Source organism: Sphingorhabdus sp. (genome assembly GCF_044239045.1).
Taxonomy (GTDB): domain Bacteria; phylum Pseudomonadota; class Alphaproteobacteria; order Sphingomonadales; family Sphingomonadaceae; genus Sphingorhabdus_B.
Genome location: NZ_JBIICD010000016.1, coordinates 24759 through 49774, shown reverse-complemented (window position 1 = coordinate 49774; position 25016 = coordinate 24759). Strand labels below are relative to the sequence as shown.

26 protein-coding genes and 1 tRNA gene are annotated in these 25016 nt (G+C 56.6%); 10 read left to right on the top strand and 17 right to left on the bottom strand.

Going from position 1 to position 25016, the window contains the following annotated elements; all coding sequences use genetic code 11:
- Positions 1 to 142: 142 nt before the first annotated feature.
- The 7 genes from ACILP4_RS07845 (at position 143) to gloB (ending at position 3999) form a co-directional block, all read left to right on the top strand.
- Positions 143 to 219: transfer RNA gene (locus ACILP4_RS07845), tRNA-Met, on the top strand.
- A 96-nt stretch (positions 220 to 315) separates the two neighbouring features.
- Positions 316 to 786 (top strand): GNAT family N-acetyltransferase, encoded by a 471-nt coding sequence (locus tag ACILP4_RS07840; RefSeq protein ID WP_395620177.1) that lies wholly within the window; start codon positions 316 to 318, stop codon positions 784 to 786.
- Positions 787 to 936: 150 nt separating this feature from the next.
- Positions 937 to 1191 carry a DUF6356 family protein gene (locus ACILP4_RS07835; protein WP_395620176.1) on the top strand — a complete coding sequence of 85 codons (255 nt, stop codon included), beginning with the start codon at positions 937 to 939 and terminating at the stop codon, positions 1189 to 1191.
- Positions 1192 to 1208: 17 nt separating this feature from the next.
- A complete protein-coding gene (locus ACILP4_RS07830) occupies positions 1209 to 1949 on the top strand; it encodes an alpha/beta fold hydrolase (RefSeq protein ID WP_395620175.1) in 741 nt (246 codons plus the stop codon).
- Between the two features lie 17 nt (positions 1950 to 1966).
- A complete protein-coding gene (locus ACILP4_RS07825) occupies positions 1967 to 2743 on the top strand; it encodes a hypothetical protein (protein ID WP_395620174.1) in 777 nt (258 codons plus the stop codon).
- A 90-nt stretch (positions 2744 to 2833) separates the two neighbouring features.
- Positions 2834 to 3274 (top strand): VOC family protein, encoded by a 441-nt coding sequence (locus tag ACILP4_RS07820; protein ID WP_395620173.1) that lies wholly within the window; start codon positions 2834 to 2836, stop codon positions 3272 to 3274.
- A gap of 2 nt (positions 3275 to 3276) precedes the next feature.
- The gene (gene gloB, locus ACILP4_RS07815; RefSeq protein ID WP_395620180.1) at positions 3277 to 3999 is read left to right on the top strand and encodes a hydroxyacylglutathione hydrolase; all 723 of its coding nucleotides are present in this window, start codon (positions 3277 to 3279) and stop codon (positions 3997 to 3999) included.
- A gap of 64 nt (positions 4000 to 4063) precedes the next feature.
- Here gloB and ACILP4_RS07810 read toward each other — a convergent pair whose 3' ends face one another.
- The 11 genes from ACILP4_RS07810 to ACILP4_RS07760 all read right to left on the bottom strand — a co-directional run bounded on the left by ACILP4_RS07810 (position 4064) and on the right by ACILP4_RS07760 (position 14926).
- The gene (locus ACILP4_RS07810; RefSeq protein ID WP_395620172.1) at positions 4064 to 7291 is read right to left on the bottom strand and encodes an amidohydrolase family protein; all 3228 of its coding nucleotides are present in this window, start codon (positions 7289 to 7291) and stop codon (positions 4064 to 4066) included.
- Between the two features lie 183 nt (positions 7292 to 7474).
- Positions 7475 to 8008 (bottom strand): peptidoglycan-associated lipoprotein Pal, encoded by a 534-nt coding sequence (gene pal / locus ACILP4_RS07805; protein ID WP_395620171.1) that lies wholly within the window; start codon positions 8006 to 8008, stop codon positions 7475 to 7477.
- 60 nt (positions 8009 to 8068) lie between these two features.
- A complete protein-coding gene (gene tolB, locus ACILP4_RS07800) occupies positions 8069 to 9424 on the bottom strand; it encodes a Tol-Pal system beta propeller repeat protein TolB (RefSeq protein ID WP_395620170.1) in 1356 nt (451 codons plus the stop codon).
- Positions 9425 to 9437: 13 nt separating this feature from the next.
- Positions 9438 to 10277, bottom strand: a complete 840-nt coding sequence (locus ACILP4_RS07795) for a hypothetical protein (protein WP_395620169.1) — start codon at positions 10275 to 10277, stop codon at positions 9438 to 9440.
- Between the two features lie 10 nt (positions 10278 to 10287).
- Positions 10288 to 10752, bottom strand: a complete 465-nt coding sequence (gene tolR / locus ACILP4_RS07790) for a protein TolR (RefSeq protein WP_395620168.1) — start codon at positions 10750 to 10752, stop codon at positions 10288 to 10290.
- A 2-nt stretch (positions 10753 to 10754) separates the two neighbouring features.
- Positions 10755 to 11447 (bottom strand): protein TolQ, encoded by a 693-nt coding sequence (gene tolQ / locus ACILP4_RS07785; RefSeq protein WP_395620167.1) that lies wholly within the window; start codon positions 11445 to 11447, stop codon positions 10755 to 10757.
- A 7-nt stretch (positions 11448 to 11454) separates the two neighbouring features.
- Positions 11455 to 11907: a YbgC/FadM family acyl-CoA thioesterase gene (locus ACILP4_RS07780; RefSeq protein WP_395620166.1), complete on the bottom strand. Its 453-nt coding sequence runs from the start codon at positions 11905 to 11907 to the stop codon at positions 11455 to 11457.
- A gap of 90 nt (positions 11908 to 11997) precedes the next feature.
- Positions 11998 to 13023, bottom strand: coding sequence for a Holliday junction branch migration DNA helicase RuvB (gene ruvB / locus ACILP4_RS07775; RefSeq protein WP_295497660.1), 1026 nt, complete (start codon positions 13021 to 13023; stop codon positions 11998 to 12000).
- Positions 13020 to 13628, bottom strand: coding sequence for a Holliday junction branch migration protein RuvA (ruvA, locus tag ACILP4_RS07770; protein ID WP_395620165.1), 609 nt, complete (start codon positions 13626 to 13628; stop codon positions 13020 to 13022). Before ruvA ends, ruvB begins: the two co-directional genes overlap by 4 nt.
- 87 nt (positions 13629 to 13715) lie before the next feature.
- Positions 13716 to 14186: a crossover junction endodeoxyribonuclease RuvC gene (ruvC, locus tag ACILP4_RS07765; RefSeq protein ID WP_395620164.1), complete on the bottom strand. Its 471-nt coding sequence runs from the start codon at positions 14184 to 14186 to the stop codon at positions 13716 to 13718.
- Entirely contained in the window at positions 14183 to 14926 is a 744-nt protein-coding gene (locus ACILP4_RS07760) for a YebC/PmpR family DNA-binding transcriptional regulator (protein WP_395620163.1), read from the bottom strand. Before ACILP4_RS07760 ends, ruvC begins: the two co-directional genes overlap by 4 nt.
- A 73-nt stretch (positions 14927 to 14999) precedes the next feature.
- On the opposite strand from ACILP4_RS07760, the gene ACILP4_RS07755 reads away from it, so the two are divergent.
- Entirely contained in the window at positions 15000 to 15173 is a 174-nt protein-coding gene (locus tag ACILP4_RS07755; RefSeq protein ID WP_395620162.1) for a hypothetical protein, read from the top strand.
- Positions 15174 to 15272: 99 nt separating this feature from the next.
- Here the strand turns inward: ACILP4_RS07755 and ACILP4_RS07750 are convergent, their stop codons facing one another.
- Complete coding sequence (locus ACILP4_RS07750; protein WP_125229489.1) at positions 15273 to 15515, bottom strand: DUF2312 domain-containing protein; 243 nt, start codon at positions 15513 to 15515, stop codon at positions 15273 to 15275.
- A gap of 56 nt (positions 15516 to 15571) precedes the next feature.
- On the bottom strand, positions 15572 to 15874 hold the full coding sequence (locus ACILP4_RS07745; RefSeq protein WP_395620161.1) for a DUF1244 domain-containing protein: 303 nt from the start codon (positions 15872 to 15874) through the stop codon (positions 15572 to 15574).
- Positions 15875 to 15954: 80 nt separating this feature from the next.
- On the opposite strand from ACILP4_RS07745, the gene pyk reads away from it, so the two are divergent.
- Positions 15955 to 17403, top strand: coding sequence for a pyruvate kinase (pyk, locus tag ACILP4_RS07740; protein ID WP_395620160.1), 1449 nt, complete (start codon positions 15955 to 15957; stop codon positions 17401 to 17403).
- On the opposite strand, the gene queA is transcribed toward pyk, so the two are convergent.
- Both queA and ACILP4_RS07730 read right to left on the bottom strand, forming a co-directional pair.
- Positions 17400 to 18428, bottom strand: a complete 1029-nt coding sequence (queA, locus tag ACILP4_RS07735) for a tRNA preQ1(34) S-adenosylmethionine ribosyltransferase-isomerase QueA (RefSeq protein WP_395620159.1) — start codon at positions 18426 to 18428, stop codon at positions 17400 to 17402. The two genes, pyk and queA, sit on opposite strands and share 4 nt — an antisense overlap.
- Before the next feature lie 17 nt (positions 18429 to 18445).
- Positions 18446 to 19087, bottom strand: coding sequence for a peptidylprolyl isomerase (locus tag ACILP4_RS07730; RefSeq protein ID WP_395620158.1), 642 nt, complete (start codon positions 19085 to 19087; stop codon positions 18446 to 18448).
- Between the two features lie 338 nt (positions 19088 to 19425).
- Between ACILP4_RS07730 and ACILP4_RS07725 the strand changes: the two genes are divergently transcribed.
- A complete protein-coding gene (locus tag ACILP4_RS07725; protein ID WP_395620157.1) occupies positions 19426 to 22392 on the top strand; it encodes a TonB-dependent receptor domain-containing protein in 2967 nt (988 codons plus the stop codon).
- A gap of 96 nt (positions 22393 to 22488) precedes the next feature.
- Here the strand turns inward: ACILP4_RS07725 and ACILP4_RS07720 are convergent, their stop codons facing one another.
- Together ACILP4_RS07720 and ACILP4_RS07715 are read right to left on the bottom strand one after the other, a co-directional pair.
- The gene (locus tag ACILP4_RS07720; RefSeq protein WP_395620156.1) at positions 22489 to 24159 is read right to left on the bottom strand and encodes a tetratricopeptide repeat protein; all 1671 of its coding nucleotides are present in this window, start codon (positions 24157 to 24159) and stop codon (positions 22489 to 22491) included.
- The gene (locus ACILP4_RS07715) at positions 24159 to 24899 is read right to left on the bottom strand and encodes a 2OG-Fe(II) oxygenase (RefSeq protein ID WP_395620155.1); all 741 of its coding nucleotides are present in this window, start codon (positions 24897 to 24899) and stop codon (positions 24159 to 24161) included. Before ACILP4_RS07715 ends, ACILP4_RS07720 begins: the two co-directional genes overlap by 1 nt.
- Positions 24900 to 25016 lie beyond the last annotated feature (117 nt).

The window sequence follows — 25016 nt, the reverse complement described above, 5'->3', positions numbered from 1 at the left end:
GCCAGGCATTGCAGCCGGCGCTCATGATATAAGTGCATTGGAAGAACCCATTCATAATTCAAAAGGCGGACCGCTGTCGTTCATTCGACGGATGTCCGCCTTTTTTCGTTTTTGCCCCGTTGAAATACAGGGCATTTGGTGGCGCGGGATGGAGCAGCCCGGTAGCTCGTCAGGCTCATAACCTGAAGGTCGTAGGTTCAAATCCTACTCCCGCAACCAACATAAATAGGCCCCTCACGGGGCCTTTTTTGTTGGTTATGGCGAGGGCTGGATTAGAAGCTTGTTCTGATGGTGCAATCAAATTCCGGAACACAGATGAAACGACAGATTAAACCCACATGGGCCACCCCCACCGACCACGCCGAACTCGCCGACGTTATCTTTGACGCGGTTCACAATGGGCTAAGCCTCTATACCGAAGCGCAGCGGGCGGCTTGGGTGCCGGAGCGCAGGGCAGGGCCGGAGTGGGAATTGCGGTTGGCGGCCAAGGATATTGCCATTGGCCGCGATGCGACACGCATACTCGGGTTTATGAGTATCGAAGGCGGGGGCTATATTGACTTCGCCTTTATCCGGCCCGAAGCGCAGGGCACAGGCCTATTCCGGCGGCTGTTCAATAGCGTCGAGGCGCACGCCCGCGCGGCACACGAGCCAAGGCTTTGGGTGCATGCCAGCCTGATGGCGCAGCCAGCCTTTGCCGCTGTCGGCTTTTCCATTACGGAACATCAGGTCGTGCAGATCGGCGATCAGGATTTGAAACGAGCGTATATGGAAAAGCCACTGTAGCCTGCACTGACACTATCGCAATGGACCGAGCTGAAAACCATGTGCACGCAAGACCGCACAGCGAAATCAGGCTTCGGCTTTGATTTTATTAGAAATCGCGTTACACTCGCGGCCATTGCCCACCGCAGCATGCGATAAGGAAAGCTCCATATGTTCAAACGCCTCTTCGTCGATCATCCCAAAAGCGTCGATGAAAATTATGTGGAACATTTCGGTGTCGCCAGCCGCTTTGGCTTTACGATGATCTGGGGCGGGATGAAGGCGTTGGTCCATGCGGTCATCCCCGGCCTGTGCATCACATCGGGCAGCGATACGGTGAAACGGTTGCACAGCATCATGGTCGAACAACGCCGGGCCAAGGGGCAGGATGTGACGCAAATGATGACCGTTGACTGGGTTATCTGACGCTGTCTGTTCCCCCGATGCCAGACACGCCAATAGTATTTGCCGCACGCGCCGATGGCGTGCGTCTGGCCTATCGGCATTTGCCGGGGCGCGGACCAACTTTGGTTTTTCTGCCCGGATATAAATCCGATATGCAGGGCGGCAAGGCGCAGGCGCTGGACGCTTGGGCGGCGGATCAAGGCGTGGGCATGCTCCGTTTGGATTATTCCGGCTGCGGCGAGAGCGATGGCGCGTTTGAAGACGGCACGCTCGATATCTGGCGCGACGATGTTCTGGCGGTGCTTGCGGCGGCCAAAATTGGGCCATGTATCTTGATTGGCTCGTCGATGGGCGGGTGGCTTATGTTGTTGGTGGCGGAAGCGCTGGGTGCGCAAGTTGCCGCGCTGGTAGGCATCGCCGCCGCACCCGATTTTACCGATTGGGATTTCGACGCCGCGGACCGCGCGACCATCGCCGCCAATGGCCGCATCGAACGTCCCAGCGATTATGGTTATGACCCGATGGTTATCACGCGCGGTTTTTGGCAATCGGGGCAAAGCAATTTGCGGCTGACTGGCCAAATCGGCATTGATTGCCCCGTGCGGTTGATCCACGGGCAAAATGACCCGGACGTGCCATGGGAGACTTCGTTGATGCTTGCAGCCGCGCTTCGTTCAGCCGATGTGCAGACGATATGCGTCAAGGATGGCGACCACCGGCTGTCACGGGATCAGGATATTGCGTTGCTGATCGACGTTGTTGGTAAGCTGGCCTGCTGAACTTTACGGGAATGCCCATGTTGAATGCCTTGCCACTCCTGCTGCAACTCGCCGCGGCGCAACCGCTGCCGACTTTGGACGAGGTGCAGTTTGCCGAATGCATCACATTGGCCAGCAAAGACCCCGCGTCGGCGATTTCTAGCGCCAGCCTATGGACGCAGGAAAAGGGCGGCTATCTTGCGCGTGCCTGCCATGGCTTTGCGCTGGCTAGCGACTTCAAATTTGACCTTGCGGTGCCGATGCTGACTGAGGCAGCCACTTTGGCGGAGGCAAAAGGCGACCCCCGCGCCGCGCGTTTTTGGGCACAAGTTGGCAATGCCGCGATTGCGGCGGGGCAGCCAGATGTCGCCGTGGACGCGCTGGGCAAAGCGCTGGCGTCTAACGCCCTCGACAATGATGAACGTGCCGATAGCGAAGTTGACCGCGCACGGGCGTTCGTGGCCTTGGGCAAAAATGCCGATGGCGAAGCCGCCTTGGCCACAGCGCGGCAGCTGGCGCCCGAAAATGGCGCAGCATGGTTGTTGTCTGCGACCTTGGCCCGGCGATTGAACAAATTGCCCGATGCGCTGGTCTTTATTCAAACCGCGGCGGCATTGCTGCCCATCGATCCGGCGGTGGCGTTGGAGGCAGGCAATATCGCGATTGCCGCCGGCGACGACAACACCGCGCGCACGCAATGGGAACAGGCGATCAAGATTGCCCCCAATAGCCGGCAAGCGGTGACGGCAAGGGCGCAGCTTGCGACTTTGGCGGCGGAGACGCCCGCTGCGCAGGATGAGGTGCAGTCCAGATAGCTTGGTTGCGCATTATCCCTTCCTTGTGTGGACAGCGGCCACGGTTCATGGCTATGTCCGAAACACCACGCTTTTGTGAATGGAATGAAAATGCCGACAAGCTATCTGCACAGCATGATCCGTGTCACCGACCCCGATGCAACGGTCGCTTTTTTTAAGCTGATCGGTCTGGAGGAAGTGCGCCGTTTCGACAGTGAGGCAGGCCGCTTCACGCTGATCTTTTTGGCGGCACCGGGGCAGGCGGGCCTTGCCGAGGTAGAGTTGACGCACAACTGGCCGCCGGCCGATGGCAGTGCGCCGGAGGTATATGACGGCGGACGCAATTTCGGTCATTTAGCCTATCGCGTCGAGGACATTTACGCGACCTGTCAGCGGCTGATGGATGCAGGGGTAACGATCAACCGCCCGCCGCGTGATGGGCATATGGCCTTTGTACGGACACCTGACGGCATCTCGATTGAGCTGCTGCAAGACGGCAATCTTCCGCCTGTGGAACCATGGGTCAGCATGCCCAATATCGGGGTGTGGTGACGATGCTCGAGATTGTTCGGGTTCCGGTGCTGTCGGACAATTATGTCTGGTTGGTGCATGAAGCGCACAGCGGCGAGACTTTGGTAGTCGATCCGGCTGTTGCACCCCCTGTCTTGGCGGCGGCGGAAGCGCGCGGATGGACGATCACGCAGATTTGGAACACGCATTGGCACCCCGACCATGTCGGCGGTAATGCAGAGATTAAAGCGGCGACGGGCTGCATCATCACGGGGCCTGCAGGCGAAGCGGAACGGATACCGACGCTGGATGTCCATGTACGCGGCGGGGACGTTCTCCAGTTAGGCGCATTGCGCGCGAACGTAATCGACGTGCCCGCCCATACCGCGGGCCATATCGCTTATCATTTCGCAACCGAGCAAGCCGCCTTTGTCGGTGACACCTTGTTTGCGATGGGATGTGGGCGATTGTTTGAAGGCACCGCGGCGCAGATGTTTGACAATATACGTAAGCTGGAGGCTTTGGGCGACGATACCGCGATTTATTGCGCGCATGAATATACACTCAGCAACGCCCGTTTTGCGGTGACGGTGGAACCGGACAATGCCGATCTGGCCGCGCGTCTGGCCGATGTCATTGCCCACCGCGACCGTGGCGCGGCGACCGTGCCGACGACGATAGCTTTGGAACGCGCAACCAACCCGTTCATGCGGGCGGCATCGGTGGAAGAGCTTGCCGCACGCCGCGCGGCGAAGGACGCCGCCTGATTTCTAAAAGATCCCAGCCCGGGATATGCACCCGGGCCAGAAAATTGCGGTCATCGGAAAATGCTTATTCCCAATAATAAGGCATGCGCTTGCGCGTTCCGGTGACCTCTTCATTCAGCGTGGCTGCGTCATATAGACGGCCACCGATCATGACCTTTGCGACCTTATCCGAATTGCGGATGTCCACACTGGGGTCAGCGTCCAAGATGACGAGATCGGCAAGCTTGCCTGCGGCGATGGAACCTACATCCTTGTCATAGCCCAGCGAACGTGCGGACTCGATGGTGCCAGCGGCGAGTGCCTCAATGGGTGACATACCGCCACGGACGAAGGACCACAGCTCCCAATGCGCGGCGATGCCGGCTTCTTGGCCATGCGCACCGATGGAAACAGGGACGCCCAACTTGGCAAGCTTATGTGCCTCCCGTGCGCTGTTGTCGTCGACATAATCTTCTTCCGGCGCAATTTCGCGGCGGGCATTATTGGCCGCAAGCTCGGTCGGCGGATAATGCTTCGCCATTAACGGATGCCGGAATACATCGGTGTGCGCACGCCAATAAGGGTCGCCCGCTGGACCGCCATAGGTCACCACAAGCGTCGGCGTATAACCCACCTTCGACTTAGAGAAGAATTGCAGCACGTCATCATAAAAGATGTCGAGCGGGATATTATGTTCGACGGTGGTGTTGCCATCGGCGATCAGGTTCATGTCCATCCCGAACAGCGAACCCCCTTCGGCGACCGAACGCATATTCTCCTGCAATGCGGCGGCCACCACTTGCTGACGCTGTTCACGGCGCGGCTGGTTGTAGTTTTTGACGCTGTGCGCGCCTTGCGCTTTCAACCGTCGGACATGCGCGAGGGCATCATCGAGGCCATTGATTTCGGCGTAGACGTCGGCGGCCTTGGCACCATAGACAATTTCACCAGTGGAGAAGGAGCGCGGCCCGACAATGAGGCCGGCCCGCTGCATTTCCACCGCAGGGAACACGGTGGCGGCGCTGCTCGACGGGTCATGGCGCGTGGTAATACCCATTGCGAGGTTGAGCATATTTACCCAATTTTGCTGCGGGGTCATTTCGTCCACGCCATAAGGACCATGGGCATGGGCATCCACAAGGCCGGGAATGATTGTCTTGCCAGCGACATTAACGGTCTTTGCGCCCGCAGGAATGGCGAAATCACCTGCCTTGCCAACGGCCTTAATCCGGTCATTTTCAACCAAGATTACGGCATTATCGATTATGCCGCCGCTCTTATCCGCCATGGTGACAACGCGTGCGCCGGTGAAGGCAACGACGCCCGTTGGACGGTCAGAGGTAACGGGCATGGACAGCGAAACGCCTTCCTTCGGCGGTGCGAATTTTACTGGCTTTGCATCCTTGGCTAGCGGGCCATTGGGATAAAAAGCATTGGTTTGCGCTGCGTAAAGCATCGGCCCCATTGCCCAATGCAAGGTGTCGCCATTGCGGCTCCAATGCATATAATCGGCGCCGCCGCTGCTGACTTTTACGACCGGAAGCGCGCTGCCCGATGACGAAGCGGTCACGTCTTGCGTGCCCGGCATGAGCGGCATGACAAAGGCTTCGTAATTTTGGCGGAAGGCAAAATTATGGCCGTTGGGCGATACTTCGTAAATCGTCGTCAGTTCGCCGTTGGCATGGTTGCGCTTGGCTTCGCCATTCATATCCACGCTAACAAGCATGCGCTTGTTCGGGCCTGACTCTGTGTAAAACATCCGATCGTTGGACGCGCCAAAATGCGGTGCGGTTCCTGCTGAGGTGATGCGTGTGGCGGGACCGCCCATCGCAGGCATGCGGTAAATGCCCGATTGGTCGGAGCGCAATGGCGAAGTCAATCCGCCGCCTTCTTGCTTTTCAAAGACGATCGTCTTGCCATCGGGGGAGAAACGCGGGCGGGCATAATGGCCGGACTGCGCCGTTGCCTTTTTCGGCATGCCGCCGCTTGCGCTGATGGTGTGGATGTTCCCAAGGCCCTGATCGGTCCAGTGCACATAGGCGATGGTTTTGCCGTCGCGCGACCAAGTGGGATAGGCCTCCATACCTGTATCGGACGCGGTTAAGCGCCGTGCGGTGCCACCTGTGGCTGGCTTGACCCATAATTTACCCATGGTTTCGAACAGCACATTCCGGCCATCTGGGGATGTTACAGGGCTGCGCGGCATTTTGGTTTCGAAGCTGGTCGGCGCCACTTCAATTTGCGGCAGCGGCGGATCAATCATATCGCGCGTGTCCGATATGCGGAACGGGATGACGCTCGACGCACCGCTTGGCCAATCGACCTTGCGGATTTTACCACCTGCCCAGAAATAGATGGTCTTGCTATCGGGTGACCAATCCATGTTGGGATAGACGCCGGTGACCGCCCAGGTTTCCTGCACATCTTGGTCCAGCGCATCGTAAATCTTGCGCTCTTCACCCGTGCTGAGGTCCTTCACATAAAGCTTCGACTGTGTCTGCTCGCGGCGAACAAAGGCGATTTTTTGGCCGTCGGGCGATGGCGTTGGGCGGACCGATCCGCCAACGCCCGCCACCGCAGTTTCGGTTTTGCCGGTTTCGATGTCATAGCTTTCAATGTCGAAAATCTGACCGTTGGAATCCTGCGCATATTGGAAAATCGGGCCGGGCGTGATGTTGCGCGTGTAATAAATATGCTTGCCATCGGGCGCGAAGATTGGCTCGCCCAGTTCCTTCTGATGCTGCTCATTCGGCCGTTTGACCAACAACACGCCAGCGCCGCCGGACACATGGTAGAGCCAGATTTCACCCGTCCCGAGCGAGCGACCCGTGGTGAAATGCTTCTTGGCGGCAATGAAACGGCCATCGGGGCTCCAGCTTGGCTGATTGAGCAAGCGGAAATCCTCTTTGCTCAATTGCCTCTTGTCCGAACCGTCGCGGTTCATGATCCAGATATTGTCGCCGCCACCGCGATCGGAGGTAAAGGCAATGCGGTTTCCGTCGGGCGAAAAACGCGGCTGTGTTTCAAAGGGAAGGCCTTCGGATATGCGAGTGGGCGTGCCGCCTGTTACCGGAATAACATAGATATCGCCGAGCAGATCGAACGCAATCGTCTTGCCATCGGGGCTGACGTCGAGGTTCATCCATGAACCTTCATCGGTGTCGATGTTGATCTGACGCACCGTTAGGCCCGGAGGCGCAGCGACATCCCATTTGACAGCTTTGTCGTCGGCAGCGGCTTTTGCTTGGGCAAATGCGCTCGTGGGTAGGATCGCCGCGCCCAGCAGCAAGACAGATTTAATGTAATTTTTCATGGATTGGCCCCCCTGCCATTTTCATTGTGTTACAAGCTGTCATGCCTAGCGACAGACTGCAAGTCCGCATGGCGCGTTCGACAACATGAACCCAGCCTTCGGCGAACGACAATGGTAACAAAAAAGGCGCGCGCGTCGGCGGCTGACTGCAGCCAACCGACGCATGCTAGCTAGGTTGGTTTTTTAGCGAACGGTGACGGTCACCGCGCGGCGGTTTTGCGCCCAAGCCTGCTCGTCCGATCCCAAGGCCGATGGCCGTTCTTTGCCATAGCTGACGGTCTGAATACGGCTGGCATCGACGCCAATGGAAACAAGGAAATTCTTTGCGGCGTTCGCGCGGCGCTCACCCAAGGCCAGGTTGTAATCGCGTGTGCCGCGTTCATCGGCATGACCTTCGACCGTGATGCGCGTGCCCGGATATTGTGCCAACCACTGTGCCTGACGCTGGAGTATCGCCTGATCTTCGGCATCCACGTTAAAGCGGTCGGTTTCAAACAAGATGCGGTCGCCGAACTGGCCAACCTGTTGCAAGAAATCTTCCTGGCTGCCGGGCATGATCTGGCCAGCGCCCATCGCATTCGGGTCAGTGGCTGCCTGACCATAATCGGTGCCTTCGGCGGCGGGTGGCAAGTTATCGACTTTCTTCTTGCCGCAACCCGCAACAAGCGCGGTCGATACCAACAAAAGGGCTGCCATTTTGATCGTCTTTTTCGTCATGATCTTCTCCTTGAATTTGGCCCGACATCCGGTCGGGATATATATGAGAGTGAAACGCGGTTACGGCAATACGGGTCCCCATGCCGGGTCGGAACCATCGACAGGCGTAGGCAATTGGCGTTCGTTGGAACCGGTCAGGTCAACTTGCCAGATACCTGTTTTACCACTTCCTTTGGCCGTGCGGAAGAACTGGATGACACGACCATTGGGCGCCCATGTCGGCGCTTCGTCCTGCCAGCTATTGGTGAGTAGCCGTTCGCCCGAACCATCGGGACGCATCGTGCCGACACGGAAGTCGCCCGCGATCCGTGTAAACGCAATCAAGTCAGCGCGCGGGCTCCATTCGGGCGTGGCGTAACGGCCGAAACCAAAGCTGATCCGGCGTTGGTTGCTGCCGTCGGCATTCATCACATAGATTTGCTGGCTGCCTGAACGGTCGCTTTCAAATACGATCTGACGGCCATCGGGCGAAAAGCTGCCGCCGACATCAATGCCGGGTGAGCTGGTGAGCTTGACCGGCGTGCCGTTGCCGCTCGCCGAAATTTTGTAGACATCGGTATTCCCCGAAACCGCCATCGAATAGAGTATCGTCTGGCCATCGGGGGACCAACGTGGAGCGAATGTCGGGCCATTAGACTGCGTAATCAGACGCTGACGCCCGGTATCAATGTCATAGACGTAGATACGCGGATTTCCGTCGACATAAGATAAATACAGGATCGATTTATAATTGGGCGAGAAACGCGGCGTCAGTGCAGTCGATTGGCCATTGGTGATGAAGCGATGATTTGCGCCATCGGAATCCATAATCGCAAGCCGTTTGATCCGCTTATTCTTGGGACCGCTTTCGGCGATATAGGCAATGCGGCTGTCAAAAAAGGGCAACTCGCCGGTTAGCCGCGAATAGATAGCATCGGCGCATTTATGCGCAGCCCTGCGCCAGTCGCGCGGCGGCACGTTAAAACCAAGCCGCGTGGTTTCACTGCCAAAACCGACATCGTATAGATAACAACCAACGGTCAAATTGCCATCGCCGCCCACGCGGACAAAGCCTTGCACCAATTGCTCGACCGGACGCGCTTTCCAATAACCGAATTGCGGTGCGGTCACTTCGGGCAAGCCAATCGCGCGCAGGCCATTTGGCCCTTGGGTTTCAAACACCCCCGATGCGCGCAGGTTGGCGGAGATAACCTCGGCAATCTGGCGGCCAAGGGCCGCGCTGTTGCCGGCGGGTGTGTCCACTGGCGATGGCGCGACTAAAGCAGGGACCGCGATGGAGCGGGTTTTGGCGGTGTCAAATTCGACCAATTCCGGCTCGTCTGATGCAGGCGGCGGTGTTTGCGCCATCGCGGCCTGCGCGCCCAAGAATAAGAGCAGGAAAGACGCCAGTTTCCGGTTGAATGCGAAGAGTGACATATATCTCATTCCTTTATCCCGTGGCGCGCAAACGCAGCGCGTGGGTTTTCCAAACGTCGTAATATTCAGGATCAAGTCCGTTATAAGGTGATGCGGCGCGCACCGCTTGCAGGATGCAATCTTTCAACGGTCCCGCCTGCGGCTGATTGCTCTCATTTGTGCCAGTTTGTCTGTCAAAACGCACGGATGTCAATTTGCCCGATATATCCAGGCTGAGCGTCACGAAGGTTTCGATCTTGTTGATGTCAACGCCAGATGGCGCACAGGCACGAACGCGGCTGCGAATTTGGCCAGCAATGCTGACACCTACGGAGCGGCGCACTTCAGGGGCGGTTTTGGTGGCTGGCGTGCCTACCGCTTTGCCCGCGCCAGGAGCTTTGCCGATATTGTTGATGCTGTCTTCAAAGCTGCGGCTAAGGCCGCCGGGCTTGGCGGGCGTCGTGCCTTTGCCGGTGGCGGTCGCGGGCTTCGCTGTTTTGGGCGGAGTGGCAGCAGCGGTTTTTACTGGCTTTGCCGCGGCCTTGGTAACCGTTGGCGCGGTTTCTGGTTTTGCGGGTTTAGGCAGTGGCTTTGTCTGCGGCTTTTCCACCGGCTTTTCGATCTTCATGACGGGTGTCGGGGCTGGCGGCGGTTCGGCAGATGCGGTCTCACCGGAGGCGGGCGGCGCAGATTCCTCTTGAATAGCATCGGGCGCGCTCGACAAATCGGCAATTTCACCCACCAGCGAAACGGAAATAGACTCTTGCTTGGACGCCGATTTTGCAGATACCATCAGCCCAAGCGCGAATATGCCGAGCAATACAGCATGGCCGCCAACAGCCGCGCCAAATCCCAATATTTCTGCCCGATCCATTGCCATCTGTTTAGGTGTCGTTTGATGAACCAGTGGTGACTAAGCTCACGCTGTTTAACCCAGCACGGTTCAATTCGCCCATGACACGCATCATTTGGCCATAGCTGATCGCGGTATCTCCACGCAGCATGATCTGGCGCGGCTTGTCCGGTGTTTCAGCCGCGGCGATTTCGTCCAACCGTGCAGGCAAGTCAGCAGGCGCAACCTCCGTGCCATCAATGAACGTCACGCCGTCGCGGTCAATCGCAATTTCAATCGGTTCATCCTGCTGGTCCAGCGCATTGGCGCGGCTTTCTGGCAACTCGACGGGCACGCCCGTCACCAACAAGGGCGCGGTGACCATGAAGATGATGAGCAGAACGAGCATGACGTCGACAAAGGGTGTGACGTTGATGTCCGCCATCGGCGCTCGCCGGCTTCCTTGCCGTCGCCCACGTCCGCCGCCGCTACGGCCCGATGAGGTGTTCATCGCCATCTTTAGACCTCAAGCTCCAACTCACGGCTTAATGTGCCGTGAAAGCCATCGGCAAAACGCCCCATACGCGCTTCATATTGGTTCAGACGGTGGGAGAAGCGGTTATAGGCGATAACCGCTGGAATGGCGGCGAACAGGCCAATGGCGGTGGCAAATAACGCCTCCGCAATCCCCGGCGCGACGACCGCAAGGCTGGAATTTTGTTCGGCGGCAATCGCGGCAAAGCTGCGCATGATGCCCCAAACGGTTCCAAACAAGCCAATGAACGGCGCAACCGAGCCCGTAGTCGCCAGAAAGTTCAAGCGATTGGCGAGGCGGTCGGTTTCTGCAGCGATTGTGGCATCCATCGCCGTAGCAAGCCGCTCACGCGTTCCGGCACGGTCAATACGCGCGCCTTTGGTTGACAGCCGCCATTCGGCCATGCCCGCCGCAAAGACCTTCGCCACAGGTAGTTCATTTTGGGCATGCGCCTTGGAGAAAGCGGCAATATCCGAACTGCCCCAAAACTCACGTTCAAACGCTTCGCTTTTCCGGTTGATGCCAGCCATTTTAATCATGAAGCTAATGACGATCGTCCACACCCAGACGCTGGACAGCGCCAGGCCAACAATGACCGACTTGACCACCAAGTCGGCGTCCATAAACAAATCAACGGGTGAAAAGCCCATATTGTGGGTCGCGATAAGCAAGCTCATGGTTATCCTATTCTGCGGGTCGATGGATTACCGGCTGGAACGCGGCAACCCAAATCGCGGGTTGTCGGCGGGCCTTGCCGCCGGGTGAAACAAAAGCCGCGGTCACCCGCGCCTCGGTGAGTATCTCGTCGCCGCGCATGACGGTTTGATGAATGTCGCAACTGGCCGCGCGCACCGCCTGTACGGTGCTGACGACCACTAATGCATCGTCAAAATGGGCGGCACGGCGATATTTGATGTGCATATCCGTCACGGCATAAGCGCCCTGACCTTCGGCATGGACGGCCCGCTGATCAATGCCAACGCACGCCAGCATATCGGAACGCGCCCGTTCCATGAAATGCAGATAGCGCGCATGATACACCACGCCGGAAAAATCTGTGTCTTCGAAATAGACGCGCACGGCAAAATAGTGCCGCGTGCCTTCAAAATGGCCTTGATAGGGTGTGGGGACCGTCATCGATGAATTGCTTAACCGTTGTCGAGTCCGGCGGGAAGGGTTTTTAGCAACAACGACCGCAATTGGTCGCCTGAGACATTCGGAATGCCTTTATGCGTCAAATAATCCATCCTGTGACCCGGCGGGCGGGTTGAGGCCAAGATGTTTCCAGCCCGGCGCATTGAGGCAGCGGCCACGCGCGGTGCGCGCTATCAGCCCCAATTGTAGCAGATAGGGCTCCACCACATCCTCAATGGTGTCACGCGGCTCGGACAGGCCGGCGGCCAGCGCCTCAACCCCCACGGGTCCGCCGCGGTAAATGTCAGCAATCATATGCAAATAACGCCGATCCATCGCGTCGAGCCCAAGCGCATCAACCTCCAACCGGTTGAGCGCGCTATCGGCGATTTTGGCGGTGACAACGGGTTCGCCGGCCACATTGGCAAAATCGCGCACGCGGCGCAGCAACCGTCCGGCAATGCGCGGCGTTCCACGTGCCCGTTTGGCAATCTCGTTCGCGCCATCGGGGGCAATGCCCAGGTCGAGCAAGCGCGCAGCGCGGGTAACGACGAGCTCCAGCTCGGCATGCGTGTAGAAATTGAGCCGCACCGGAATGCCGAAGCGGTCGCGCAATGGCGTGGTCAATAACCCCTGCCGTGTGGTCGCGCCGACCAGCGTAAAGGCAGGCAAATCAATCCGCACTGAGCGCGCCGATGGTCCTTCGCCGATCATGATATCGAGCGCACGGTCCTCCATCGCGGGGTAGAGGATTTCCTCAACCACGGGGCTAAGCCGGTGGATTTCGTCAATGAACAGGACGTCGCCATCTTCCAAATTGGTGAGCAAGGCGGCCAGATCGCCGGATTTGGCGATGACAGGACCGGATGTTGCGCGGAAACCGACGCCCATTTCCTTTGCCACAATCTGCGCCAGCGTGGTCTTGCCTAACCCTGGCGGGCCAAAGAACAACACATGGTCCAATGGCTGCCCACGGCCCTTCGCCGCCTCAATAAACACGCGCAAATTGTCGCGCGCCGCCGCTTGTCCGATAAACTCGGCCAGCGTTTTGGGACGCAAAGCGGCGTCGATATCTTCCGGCCGTTTGTCCGGCGTGGTGAGGCGGTCGTCGTCAGTCACCGCGAAGCCCTTTTCAGCGCCAGGCGGACGAGTGCATCCAATGTCGCATCCGGGCCGAGTTCTTCGACCGCCTGCGCCACGGCATTGCCAGCTTCGCCGGGTTTGAAGCCCAAATTAGCAAGCGCGGACATCGCGTCTTGCGCGTGGTTGCCACTGGCAGCGCCTGTGGCCATTAACTTCACGCCGCCGCTTATGCCGGCCAAAGCGCCGACCTTATCCTTCAATTCATTGACGATGCGGCTGGCGAGCTTTGGTCCGACGCCATTGGCGCGCGCGACCATGGCTGCGTCGCCACTGCCGATGGCGAGTGCGAGGTCGGCGGGTTCAATCGCGGACAATATGGCAAGGCCAACCTTGCCGCCAACGCCTTGCACACCCGTCAGTAGGCGGAACCAGTCACGTTCTTCGCGGGTGGCAAAGCCAATGAGGCGCATGTCGTTTTCCGACACCTGCATTTCGGTGAAGACGGTAGCGAAATCATCTGTCTTGCCCAAGGCGGATAAAGTCCGCGCGCTCGCTTGCACCAGATAACCAACGCCGTTGACGTCAATCACCAGATGGTCAACGCCCGTTTCGTCAATCCGGCCATAAAGCTTTGCAATCATGTCGCTGGGTTAGCTGTTCGATTTGAAATCGGCAAGCAAAAGAGAACATCGCGTGAACAGGAGGGTGCTTTTCTCGTCGTGAACCGGTCAAAGCCGGATATGATGCGCATGCGTGATGGCGACCGCCAACGCATCGGCAGCGTCTGGTCCGGCGAGCTTCAAGCCCGGCAACAGGATACGCAGCATGGCTTGAACTTGCTCCTTTTCGGCCTTGCCAGTGCCGACGACGGATTTTTTTACCAACCGCGTGGCATATTCGGTCACGGGCGTGCGGTTGCGCGCCGCACCCAAAAGCACCACGCCGCGTGCTTGGCCAAGCTTAAGTGTCGATTGCGGGTTTTTGTTGACGAATACCTCTTCGACCGCGGCATAATCGGGACGAAAGTGATCGAGCACTGCGCTCAGTTTTTCGTCCAAAAGCACGAGGCGGTTCGCCAGCGGTAATTTGGCGTCGGTGACGATCTCGCCATTGTCGATATGGGAAAGCCGATTGCCTTCCTTACGGATAACGCCCCAGCCTGTTGTTCCAAGGCCGGGGTCTAATCCCAATATAATCATCCCAGCTTCGCCATGACCTCGTCGGACACGTCGTAATTGCCCCAGACGGTTTGGACATCGTCATCGTCCTCCAACGCGTCGATCATCTTGAGCAAGGTCGCGGCATTGGCTTCATCCACTTCGACCAAAAGCTGCGGCTTCCACGCAAGCTTTGCGCTTTCTGCTTCGCCCAGCGAAGCTTCAAGTGCCTTGGCCACTTCGTGCAAAGCATCCATGCTGGTCCAGATGCTGTGTTCGTCTTCGCTCGACTCCACATCTTCCGCGCCTGCTTCCAATGCGGCCTCAAATATGCTGTCGGCATCGCCTGCGCTCGCAGGATAAGTGATCAGGCCCATACGATCGAAGCCATGGCTTACCGCGCCCGACGCGCCGAGATTGCCGCCATTTTTGCTGAACGCGGTGCGTACGTTGGTCGCGGTGCGGTTACGGTTATCGGTCAATGCCTCAACGATGATGGCAACGCCACCGGGGCCATAACCTTCATAGCGCATTTCATCATAGCTTTCGGCATCCCCGCCCGCTGCCTTGTCGATGGCGCGCTGGATATTGTCCTTGGGCATGGATTGGGCCTTGGCGGCATTGACCGCAAGACGCAGGCGCGGGTTCATATCCGGATCGGGCATGCCCATCTTCGCCGCAACGGTAATTTCGCGCGAAAGCTTGGAAAACTGCGCCGAACGCTTTTTGTCCTGCGCACCTTTGCGATGCTGTATGTTCTTGAATTTGCTATGGCCTGCCATGGCTCTACTCTTCTCTGGCTAAAGGATAGGATGCAGTGCCCTTACATCAGGCGCGCGCCATTGGGCAAGCCATGTGCTTCAGCTTAGCTTTACCGCAGCACCCGTCGCTGTGACCACCATCATGTCCCAATGTTTTCATCAAGAACGTTATGGTAAGATCGTCATCCTGAACTTGTTTCAGGATAACAAATTACCGCTGCCTGTTATCCTGAAACAAGTTCAGGATGACGAGGGTGAGTTGGGCTAGGATGACGAGGGAGAGTTGGCCAAGGATGAGTGGGGGGAGTTGGCTTAGGATCACGAGACCTTTTTGACCTTCACGCTCCGCCAAGTATCTTTTGCGGCCTTATGCCAGTCCAAGCGCCGATTTATAGGTGTCGAGGATTGCTTCCATTTCCTGACGGTCGTCTTGGCTCATTTTGCGCAAGCGGACGATCTGGCGCATGATTTTTGCGTCATAGCCTTGGCTCTTGGCTTCTGAATAGACGTCGCGAATGTCGTCAGCGATGCCCTTTTTCTCTTCTTCCAAACGCTCGATACGTTCAATGAACAGACGCAGTTGATCGGCGGCGATATTGCCTTCAGCCATGATATTCTCCCTGTGGTGTTGTTTGGGGCAAAACCCCGAATCAAGATGACAGCGCCTTAATGCGAAGGGGCGTTCTTCGCCACGCTTTCCTGCATCCGTTGTAATTGCTCCGGCGTCGCTTCGGTCTGATGTTTCGCTTTCCACTCGGCGGCGGGCATGCCGTGAATGATTTCGCGGGCTTCGTCCTTGGTCAATTGCCCGTCCGCCTCCATCACCCAATCGGCGAGGCAATTTCGACAAAAACCGGCAAGGCCCATGAGGTCGATATTCTGCGCATCGTGCCGGTGCTGCAAATGTGTGACGAGGCGGCGAAATGCCGCGGCGGCCGCGGCGTCTGAAATATCTGTAACCTGTTGCATAGCTATGCGCCCTTTTCGTTGCTGACTTGCCTCGTTATGGGGGGCTTAACGTTTAAATTCCATATCGCGGAGCCAATTTCATGCAATATCATAAACCCCGTATGCGCAAAGTCCGCATATTGGCGACATTGGGCCCCGCGAGCGATACGCCCGAGATGATCGAAAAATTGTTCCGCGCTGGCGCCGATGCATTCCGCGTTAACATGAGCCATGGGGATCAGGCCGACAAGGCGCAGTTGATTGCCAATATACGGTCGCTGGAAAAAGCTTATAATCGGCCAACGACGATATTAGTTGACCTGCAAGGGCCCAAATTGCGGGTGGGAACCTTTGCCGATGATAAGGTGGAATTGCACACGGGTGACAATTTCCGGCTCGACACCGACACGACGCCGGGCGATGCGCATCGTGTCCATTTGCCGCATCCGGAAATCTTTGCGGCACTTGAAATTGGCGCACGCTTATTGCTCGACGATGGCAAATTGGTGTTACGCGTCACAGAAATTGGCGCCGATCATATCAACACCAAAATTGAAGTTGGCGGTATGCTGTCGAACCGCAAGGGGCTGAATGTCCCCGATGTTGTGGTGCCGATTGCCGCGTTGACCGAGAAGGACCGTTCGGACCTTGCCTTTGCATTGGAGCATGGCGTGGATTGGATCGCGATGTCCTTTGTGCAGCGGCCCGAGGATGTGGCCGAGGGTAAGAAGCTGATCGGCAACAAGGCAGCTTTGCTTGCCAAAATTGAAAAGCCTGCCGCTATCGGACGGTTGGAAGAAATCCTGGAGCTGGCCGACGGGGTGATGGTTGCACGCGGCGATTTGGGCGTGGAATTGCCACCCGAACAAGTGCCGCCGCTGCAAAAGAAAATCGTATCCACCGCACGGCGCATGGGCAAACCCGTCGTGGTGGCAACGCAAATGCTGGAATCGATGATCGTTTCACCCTCACCGACACGGGCGGAGGTGTCGGACGTTGCAACCGCCATTTACGATGGCGCGGACGCCGTGATGTTGTCTGCTGAAACGGCGGCGGGCGCTTGGCCGATTGAGGCGGTGTCGATCATGGACCGCATTGCGCAACAGGTCGAAGGCGACCCGGATTTCTTCAAACGCATCCATTTCACCGAAACCCCAGCAGACGGGACAACCGCCGACGCCTTGGCAGAGGCCAGCGGGCGTATTGTCGATACCGTCGAAACCAGCGCCATCGTTTGCTTCACATCATCGGGATCGACCGCGCGGCGTATTTCGCGCGAGCGCCCTGCGGTGCCCTTGTTGGTGCTCACCGCAAGCATGATAACCGCGCGTCGATTAGGGTTGTTATGGGGCGCCTTTGCCGTGCGGACCAAGGACATTGGTTCGTTCGAAGAAATGGTCGCCAAAGGCAAGCGCATGGCGCTGCGTTACCATTTGGGCGTTGCCGGTGGTCGGATCGTCATTATGGCTGGTGTGCCGTTTGGGACGCCGGGGTCAACCAATGTGCTGCATATCGTCCGCCTGACGGGTGACGAATTGAAGGACCATTAAGGCAGAAGCAAGCTACTGTCGCCATAGCTGTAGAAGCGATATTCCTTGGCGATTGCATGTGCATAAGCCGCCTGCATTGTCTCGCGTCCCATTAAGGCGCTGACCAGCATGAACAAAGTTGATTTGGGCAGATGGAAATTGGTCATCAGGCCGCCAATCGCCTTGAACTGGTAACCGGGGGTGATGAATATATCGGTGTCGCCTTCAAACGGGTGCACGATGCCAGCTTCGTCCGCCGCACTCTCGACAAGGCGTAGCGACGTCGTGCCGACCGCAATCAATCGCCCGCCTGCTTTGCGTATATCATTGAGCCGTTGTGCTGTGTCCGCATCAATGCTGCCCCATTCGCTGTGCATGCGATGCTCGGTGGTGTCATCGGCCTTCACCGGCAGGAATGTGCCCGCGCCGACATGAAGTGTCAGCGTCGCCGTTTCGATGCCTGCGGTGTGCACCGCGGCCATTAATTCCGGCGTGAAATGCAGCGATGCGGTCGGCGCAGCAACCGCGCCATCCTTTTGCGCGAACATCGTCTGATAATCCTGCGCATCGCGTTCGTCGGTTGGCCGCTTGCCCGCGATATAAGGCGGCAAGGGCATGGTCCCTGCGCGTTGCAGCAGGATTTCGACAGGTTCATCGCCTTCGAAAAACAAAGTGAAGCTGCCGTCGTCATGGCGTTCTTCGGCTATGGCCATGACGCCTTCGCCAAAATCGATCGCATCGTCGGGATGCAAGCGTTTGGCGTTGCGGATAAACGCCTGCCAACGGCGCAGGTCGATCCGTTTGTGCAAGGTCGCGCCGATGGATGCATCGCCGCGCTTCCCCTGCAACTGCGCTGGAATGACCCGTGTGTCATTGAAGATCAGGCAATCGCCCTTACGCAACATCTGCGGCAGATCGCGCACTGCGTGATCCTTCAGCGCAGCGTCACCACCCACATATAACATGCGCGCGGAATCCCGCGGCGATACGGGGCGCAGCGCAATCCGCTCGGGCGGAAGCTCGAAATCAAATAGATCAACGCGCATGGGTGAACGCTTTACGCTTATCCGGCGTTTAGCTGGTCAACGGTGATGGGTGCTTCGGCCGGTGACGGCGCAAACGCAGGGGGCGGCACATTGTCGGCCGCGATAGAGGCCTGCAGCACCTTGCTTGGGTTCAAAGGCGGTTCGCCACGTTCAATGGCGTCGACAAACTGCATGCCCGACGTCACACGGCCAAAGACCGTATATTTGTTATCCAGGCTGAACCGCGGTTGAAAGCAGATGAAGAATTGGCTGTTCGCGGTATCGGGATCGTTCGTCCGTGCCATGGACACTGTGCCGCGCAAATGCGGAATTCTGTTAAATTCGGCCTTGAGATCGGGAAGTTCTGATCCACCTTGGCCAGTGCCCTTTGGATCGCCCGTCTGCGCCATGAAGCCATCGATCACGCGGTGAAAAATCACGCCGTTATAAAAGCCTTGCCGCGTCAGCGTCTTGATACGTTCGACATGCGCCGGAGCCACAGCCGGATACATTTGAATGGTCACGCGGCCGCCGGTCGAAAGATCCAAGACCAAAACATTCTCAAGGTCTGGCGCAGCGGGAGCTGGCGTGGCCGTCTGCGCGAAGGCAGGTGACACAGCAAAGGCAAAAATGCCGGAAAAGAGGACTATAAGCTTCGAAATTAAAGAGCGTAGGGACATTAATGAAGTGCCTTTGAAAACCGGATGATGCTTCCTTAACGAACCACGTGGTCGCTGTCATGAATGATTTTGAGTGCAACGTGCACCCGTGGAAAATGCAAGCGCCGGTGCGGCAAGGCACTGTGACATAAAAGTTACAGTATAAAACTAATGTTTACACTTATACCCAATTTGTTGCGCAAATTGACGATTTCCTTCAAGGGGCGCCCAACTAGGGTTCTGCGTCCGATGAACATGTGTGGTTCGCGCGTGTAGGTTTAGGCAGGAATCTTGGGGAGTTTAACAGCTAAAAAGTTATAGGAATTCTATCACTTTTTCCATTTGGAAGGGGCTATACCGTGAAAAGCACACGTATCAGCAATTTGAAATATGCCGCAGCGCCACTCGCGCTTGGCATCGCTTTGATTTCAACGCCATCATTTGCACAAGAAGCAGCACCCGCTGCAGAAGCGGCAGAAGCCATCGTTGTGACGGGTTCGCGCATCGCGCGGCCGGATCTGACAGGTACCACTCCAGTAGCAGTGGTTTCAGCCGAAGAATTTAAGCTGGCCGGCGCTATTAACGTTGAGCAGGTCATTAACACCCTGCCGCAAGTCTTGCCAGGCAACACCAGCTTCTCAAACAATCCAGGTAACGGCGCGGTGACTTTGAACTTGCGCGGCATAGGTTCGACGCGAACACTCGTTCTCGTCAACGGTCGCCGCTGGATGTTCTATGATACGAACCAAATCGTTGACCTCAACACCATCCCTCAGTTTCTAATTTCCAACGTTGATGTCGTTACCGGCGGTACATCTGCGGTTTACGGTTCGGATGCCGTTTCTGGCGTTGTGAACTTTCGCTTGCGTGACCTAAATGGTATCGAAGCTGGCACCACTTATTCGTTGACAGATAAGGGTGATGGCGAGCGTTATTCAGCCAACATCGCTATTGGTTCGAGCCTAGACGACGGCCGCGGCAATGTAACTATGTTCGCCAACTATACACGCCGTAAGTCAATTTTCCAGGGCGCTCGCTCCTTCTCCGCGACGGCAGCTGGCGACGGCTGCATCGTTCCAGGCAGCACGAACGCTGTTACTGAAATTGGCACCCCCTATCCGTCGGGCATCACGGTTTCCACATGCGGCACCCGTGGTGGACAAGTCGGTTTCGTACCTCAGGGCTCGGCCACTGGTCCAATCGCAACCTTTGGTTCGGGCACCAGCACCTACATCTTTAACCCAACTGGCGGCGGTTCGCGCGTTTTCAAGGATCCGGGCGATCTCTACAACTTTGCGCCAGCCAACTATCTGCAATTGCCGCAAGAGCGCTATCTTCTTGGTGCCTATGGTAATTATGAAGTGACCGATGGCCTTGAGTTCTACTCAGAACTCAGCTTCGTCAACAACCGCGTTGCATCGGAGCTCGCTCCGACACCAACCGGTGTTTCGGCGCCGCTGTTGATTGCTAGCCCTTACTTCGATGCAGCAACGCGCGCTTTGTTGACCGCCAATGATGCGGCTGAAGCTGCGACTGCGGGGACCCGCGGTGATGGCTATGCGACGACTTCGGTTTCGTATCGCTTCCTGTCGGCTGGTTCACGCAACCAAGAGCAAACCCGCCAGGCGTTCCGCGTGCTGGGTGGCTTCCGCGGTGACATCACTGATAACCTGCAATTCGATATGTTCTATTCATATGCACGGACGAGCAATACGCAGATCCAGCAGGGCAACGTGTCGAGCAGCCGTTACGTGAACGCGTTGACCACGGAATTTGTTCCTGGGAGCACAACGGAGCTTCGGTGTAAGGATGCATCCGCACGCGCCGCAGGTTGCGTTCCAATCAACGTATTCGGTAGCGGCCTCGCCAGCGCTGATGCGGTCAAATATGTTCGCGTTCAATCAACAAACTTGGAACAGTCTGAACTGACCAATGCGGTGGCATCGGTTTCGGGCTCGCTGTTTAACCTCGGTATGGGTGGGGACGATGTCGGCTTCGCATTCGGTGGCGAATATCGCAAGATGGCGTCGCGTTACATTCCTGACGAGTTCTTGGCATCAGGAGACGTGCTTGGTTTTAACGCCGGTAAGCCTACCAGCGGTTCTTACGATGTGAAGGAAATCTTCGGGGAATTGAACGTTCCTGTGCTTGAAGATCAGTTCATCCATCGTCTTGGACTGAACGCGGCAGCCCGTTATTCGGACTATTCGCTTTCGGCAGTCGGCGGAAGCTGGACGTATTCCGGTGGCATCGACGTCGCACCAATTGAGGATGTGACATTCCGTGCGCAATATTCGCGCGCTGTTCGTGCACCAAACGTGCAGGATCTTTTTGCGGGCAATTCAACTGGTTTCCCAGCCGCAACCGACCCTTGCTCTGATCGTGGTACCGCTGCTTCGCGCACCGATGCCTTGCGTGCATTCTGTCTTGCCGCTGGTGTTCCAGCAGCGACAGTCTTCACCCGTGCGGTTCAGCCTAATGCGCAGATTCAGGCAGATTTCGGTGGTAGCCCGACTGTTGAAGAAGAAACTTCGGATACCTTCACCGCTGGTCTCGTGTTCCGTCCTAGCTTCGTACCACGCTTGAACATCACGGCAGACTATTTCAACATCTCTGTTGATAACACGATCGGTGTTCTTGCAGGCGGTGTCAGCTCGGCTCTGTCGCTGTGCTACAACACCATTCAGGATCTGAACAATCCGATCTGTAAGGTGTTTGTTGGCATGCGTAATACTTCGAACGGCGCTCTGGGTCAGACTTCGGGTGGTAAAAACCCGCAGTTCCGGTCAGCCAACGTTGGCAATCTGGAAACCAGCGGTATCGACGTTCAGGTTGATTATTCGATGCCAGTGATGAACGGTAATCTGGGCTTCTTCTACCTGGGTACTTGGCTCGACACCTATCGGAGCACGCCGATTTCTTCGATCCCAGAGCGTGAAAACATCGTTGAAGGTACGCATGGTCAGCCGAAGTACCGTCACAATGTTCGTGTGACCTACAGCGAGGGTCCAGCCTTGTTCTCGGTTCGCTGGCGTTATGAAGACGGCACGAAAGACACCCGCATTCAAAACGTGTTCAACGGAACGCAGCGCATTGGAACAGATCCTGCTCTGCTTCCCAAGCCTTATGTCGGATCGACTAACTATATCGATCTGAGCGTTGGCGTCGACTTGAACGAGAATTTCTCGCTCAACGCGGGTGTTAACAACCTCTTCGACACACAGCCACGTATCCTCGGATCGGCTGCAGAACAGGGTAACACACTTCCAAGCTTCTACGATGTTTTGGGTCGCGATTACTTTGTTTCAGCGCGCTTCAAGTTCTAAGAAACGCTTGATATGAAAAAGGAGGCGGCTGACCTTTAGGTCAGCCGCCTTTTTTGTTTGTGCCGGAACAGCTAAACTCTTGCTAGAATCCAACGCCTAGCGCGCAACGGTGACGTCAAAAGCCACAGTCATTCGATTTCCCTGAGATATTGGTCGCGTTCCATGAAACATGGTGCTGGGAAACAAGATGCAGTGTCCAACTTTTGGTTGGAATGAATGAAGGGCAGCAAGGCCAGTTTCGAGATTGGTTGGCGGAGCGCCAAGGTCCAGCCAGCCAGGCCCGCCTTGTTGAGACACTTCGGCTGGCACCTCAAAGTAACAGGCAGACGAAATCAAGCCCTTTGGATGAATATGGGGCGCATGTTTGCCGCGTCCGCATAAGCGAATTGACCAACTGCTGGTAATCCCCCAGGCGGCTTCGCGCATCGAGAGCAAGGGATGCACCAGATCTTGCTCTGGGAGCCCCGCCTTATAGTCTTGCAAGATGTCTAAGAGCGCAGCCTTTAAGCGCGCCAACTCTGGGGCGCGCCTTGCAAACAGAGTGCCCTTTGTCTGGCTCCCCGATTTAACGGACTGGCCGACCGGCGGCGCAGATGTGTCGTGGATTTTTAGCAGGCATTGCTGAATATCAGAGAGCTCGTCTGAACAAAATGGAACGGCAATTTGTCGAACCAGGCCAGTTTGCCCATGCAACCATTCATGTCGCGCATCGCCTTTGAGGCGCCAGCATATGTCAAGCAGCGACCAAGCGGAAATATCTGCCATTTTTGTTTTTGTAAGATCGAAAAGGCGGCGCTCAGCTTCATCAACCAAGCCAATGCGGATTAGGTTGCGGCATCGTGCAATGTGCCATTCTGCAGGTTCGAGATGGCCGAACTGCGCGAAGAGCTGCTCCGCTTCTGCTCCCATGCCAGCTTCACCCAAAGCGATACATAAATCGAGCAAGATCGTAAGATTGTCAGGCCACTTCTGATGTGCCCTCCGCAAGACATCAGTTGCTTCAGCAAAGCGATCGACGCCGGAAAGTATATGCGCCCAGCCTAGAAATAATTCTGGGCTTGGATGTGCCAAAAGCGCCTTCTCAAATCTAGAACCAAATTGCGTCTCATTACCCGATGACCATAGCATTTCCGCATAAAGACTATGCCCTTCTACCCACGCTGGCAGTTGCTCAACAAGCGCGCTTGCACATTCCAATGCTTCACCTTGGCGCCCCGCAGCAACTAAAGCTTGCGTGTAATCAAGGAAAAGCTTCGGGTCACCCGGTGACTGGGCAAGAGCCTCTTCATAAAAAACAACGGCTGCTTCATCGCCACATTCCAAAGCGAGTCGAGCACGACCGGTAAGCGCGCGAGAGTTAAAAGGTTCGATCGCCAAGGATCGATCATAGCTGCTGCTCGCCGCCGAGAAGTCAGCTGAAAGCCGCTCTGCATTTCCGCGGAGGGCCCAATATTTCGCGTTTGTGCTGCTTGTCCAACTGTTCACCAATAGCCGAACAGCCTCTTGCGAGCGGCCAAGCCGAAGAAGCAGGATGACCTTATTGAAAGCGGCCTCCTCCAAGCTTGGGTCAAGACGCAAAGCGCGGGTGAAAAGCTCCAGTGCCTCCTCGCTGCGGCCATTGCGTGCATAAAAATTGCCAGCACTATTGGAAAAACGTGCATCGTTGGGAAAGAGCGCCAGCCCTTTGCTGTAGAGAATATCGGCACCTGCATTATCACCCTTGCTTGCGAGAGCTGCGGCGTCCTGCGCAATGGCGGCCGAGTTCATCACTGGTCGGACAACCAACCGGTAATAGCAAACCGACTATTTGGAGCGAATGGTGGAACGTAGCTCACCAGGTGATTTTGCGGCACAAGAAACAAATTCAGTGCATTGAAGCGGGGTCGAAAACCCTCAGTCACATCACCTTCATCATCCAAAAAGAGGAGATAGCCGCCCCAGTCGGGATGCCAGTTATCGGGTGCAAGGTTCAGCACATATGCTACCCGCCAGCCTTGTGCGACATGGCTGTCTGTATGCCGACCCAGATAATGGTTTGCGGCAAATAATGTGGCCTGAGCATCTGCGCGGATTAGCTCGTTGATACCTGTAACATCCCGTGCGAGATTAAGAAATTCAGGTGAATTTAGGTGCTCTAAAAGAATTTCATGGGGGCCATCAGGATCCCAACGTTCATTGAGAGCGTCAACAATAGGATAATGCGCATAGCGAAATGCATAACGCCCTTCTGCAGAAAGGGCCTCGGCGGATGCGGCTGCACGGTTGACACGCTCCACTCCACCAGCTTTCATCATGTCCTCAGACTTAAAACTTTTTGCTTCAGCGACGGCATTTTCGTCGCTGAATATCGCCATGCTCCAGCGCGTCCGTTGCTTTAAGATCGACAAAAGTTCCTGCGCTGTTTGAGGTGTTAGAACGTTGCGGACTTGAACCCTGCCATTTTGCAAAAAGCGGCGGGCGAGCTCTGGCCGGTTAATGTCTTGGTTGATTTCAAACAGGCTTTTCATCTTCTTCAGTCACTTGATCATTAGAGGAGTGGTCTTCATGAACATTTATAAAACTTTAGCAACGCAGGTAATGGGCGTCGAGTTAGTTATCTGCGTCGAGGCGTCGATTTTATAGGC

Bases quoted from the DNA above. Each gene is read 5' to 3' on its own strand.
- ACILP4_RS07720 (WP_395620156.1), bottom strand. From the start codon at position 24,159: ATGAACTCGGCCGCCATTGCGCAGGACGCCGCAGCTCTCGCAAGCAAG.
- tolQ (WP_395620167.1), bottom strand. From the start codon at position 11,447: ATGAGCTTGCTTATCGCGACCCACAATATGGGCTTTTCACCCGTTGAT.
- ACILP4_RS07750 (WP_125229489.1), bottom strand. From the start codon at position 15,515: ATGGCTGAAGGCAATATCGCCGCCGATCAACTGCGTCTGTTCATTGAA.
- ACILP4_RS07810 (WP_395620172.1), bottom strand. From the start codon at position 7,291: ATGAAAAATTACATTAAATCTGTCTTGCTGCTGGGCGCGGCGATCCTA.
- gloB (WP_395620180.1), top strand. From the start codon at position 3,277: ATGCTCGAGATTGTTCGGGTTCCGGTGCTGTCGGACAATTATGTCTGG.
- ACILP4_RS07780 (WP_395620166.1), bottom strand. From the start codon at position 11,907: ATGACGGTCCCCACACCCTATCAAGGCCATTTTGAAGGCACGCGGCAC.
- queA (WP_395620159.1), bottom strand. From the start codon at position 18,428: ATGCGCGTTGATCTATTTGATTTCGAGCTTCCGCCCGAGCGGATTGCG.
- tolR (WP_395620168.1), bottom strand. From the start codon at position 10,752: ATGGCGATGAACACCTCATCGGGCCGTAGCGGCGGCGGACGTGGGCGA.
- ACILP4_RS07730 (WP_395620158.1), bottom strand. From the start codon at position 19,087: ATGTCCCTACGCTCTTTAATTTCGAAGCTTATAGTCCTCTTTTCCGGC.
- pyk (WP_395620160.1), top strand. From the start codon at position 15,955: ATGCAATATCATAAACCCCGTATGCGCAAAGTCCGCATATTGGCGACA.
- ACILP4_RS07840 (WP_395620177.1), top strand. From the start codon at position 316: ATGAAACGACAGATTAAACCCACATGGGCCACCCCCACCGACCACGCC.
- pal (WP_395620171.1), bottom strand. From the start codon at position 8,008: ATGACGAAAAAGACGATCAAAATGGCAGCCCTTTTGTTGGTATCGACC.
- ACILP4_RS07825 (WP_395620174.1), top strand. From the start codon at position 1,967: ATGTTGAATGCCTTGCCACTCCTGCTGCAACTCGCCGCGGCGCAACCG.
- tolB (WP_395620170.1), bottom strand. From the start codon at position 9,424: ATGTCACTCTTCGCATTCAACCGGAAACTGGCGTCTTTCCTGCTCTTA.
- ACILP4_RS07820 (WP_395620173.1), top strand. From the start codon at position 2,834: ATGCCGACAAGCTATCTGCACAGCATGATCCGTGTCACCGACCCCGAT.
- ACILP4_RS07795 (WP_395620169.1), bottom strand. From the start codon at position 10,277: ATGGATCGGGCAGAAATATTGGGATTTGGCGCGGCTGTTGGCGGCCAT.
- ruvA (WP_395620165.1), bottom strand. From the start codon at position 13,628: ATGATTGCAAAGCTTTATGGCCGGATTGACGAAACGGGCGTTGACCAT.
- ACILP4_RS07830 (WP_395620175.1), top strand. From the start codon at position 1,209: ATGCCAGACACGCCAATAGTATTTGCCGCACGCGCCGATGGCGTGCGT.
- ACILP4_RS07745 (WP_395620161.1), bottom strand. From the start codon at position 15,874: ATGCAACAGGTTACAGATATTTCAGACGCCGCGGCCGCCGCGGCATTT.
- ACILP4_RS07835 (WP_395620176.1), top strand. From the start codon at position 937: ATGTTCAAACGCCTCTTCGTCGATCATCCCAAAAGCGTCGATGAAAAT.
- ACILP4_RS07715 (WP_395620155.1), bottom strand. From the start codon at position 24,899: ATGAAAAGCCTGTTTGAAATCAACCAAGACATTAACCGGCCAGAGCTC.
- ruvC (WP_395620164.1), bottom strand. From the start codon at position 14,186: ATGATTATATTGGGATTAGACCCCGGCCTTGGAACAACAGGCTGGGGC.
- ACILP4_RS07760 (WP_395620163.1), bottom strand. From the start codon at position 14,926: ATGGCAGGCCATAGCAAATTCAAGAACATACAGCATCGCAAAGGTGCG.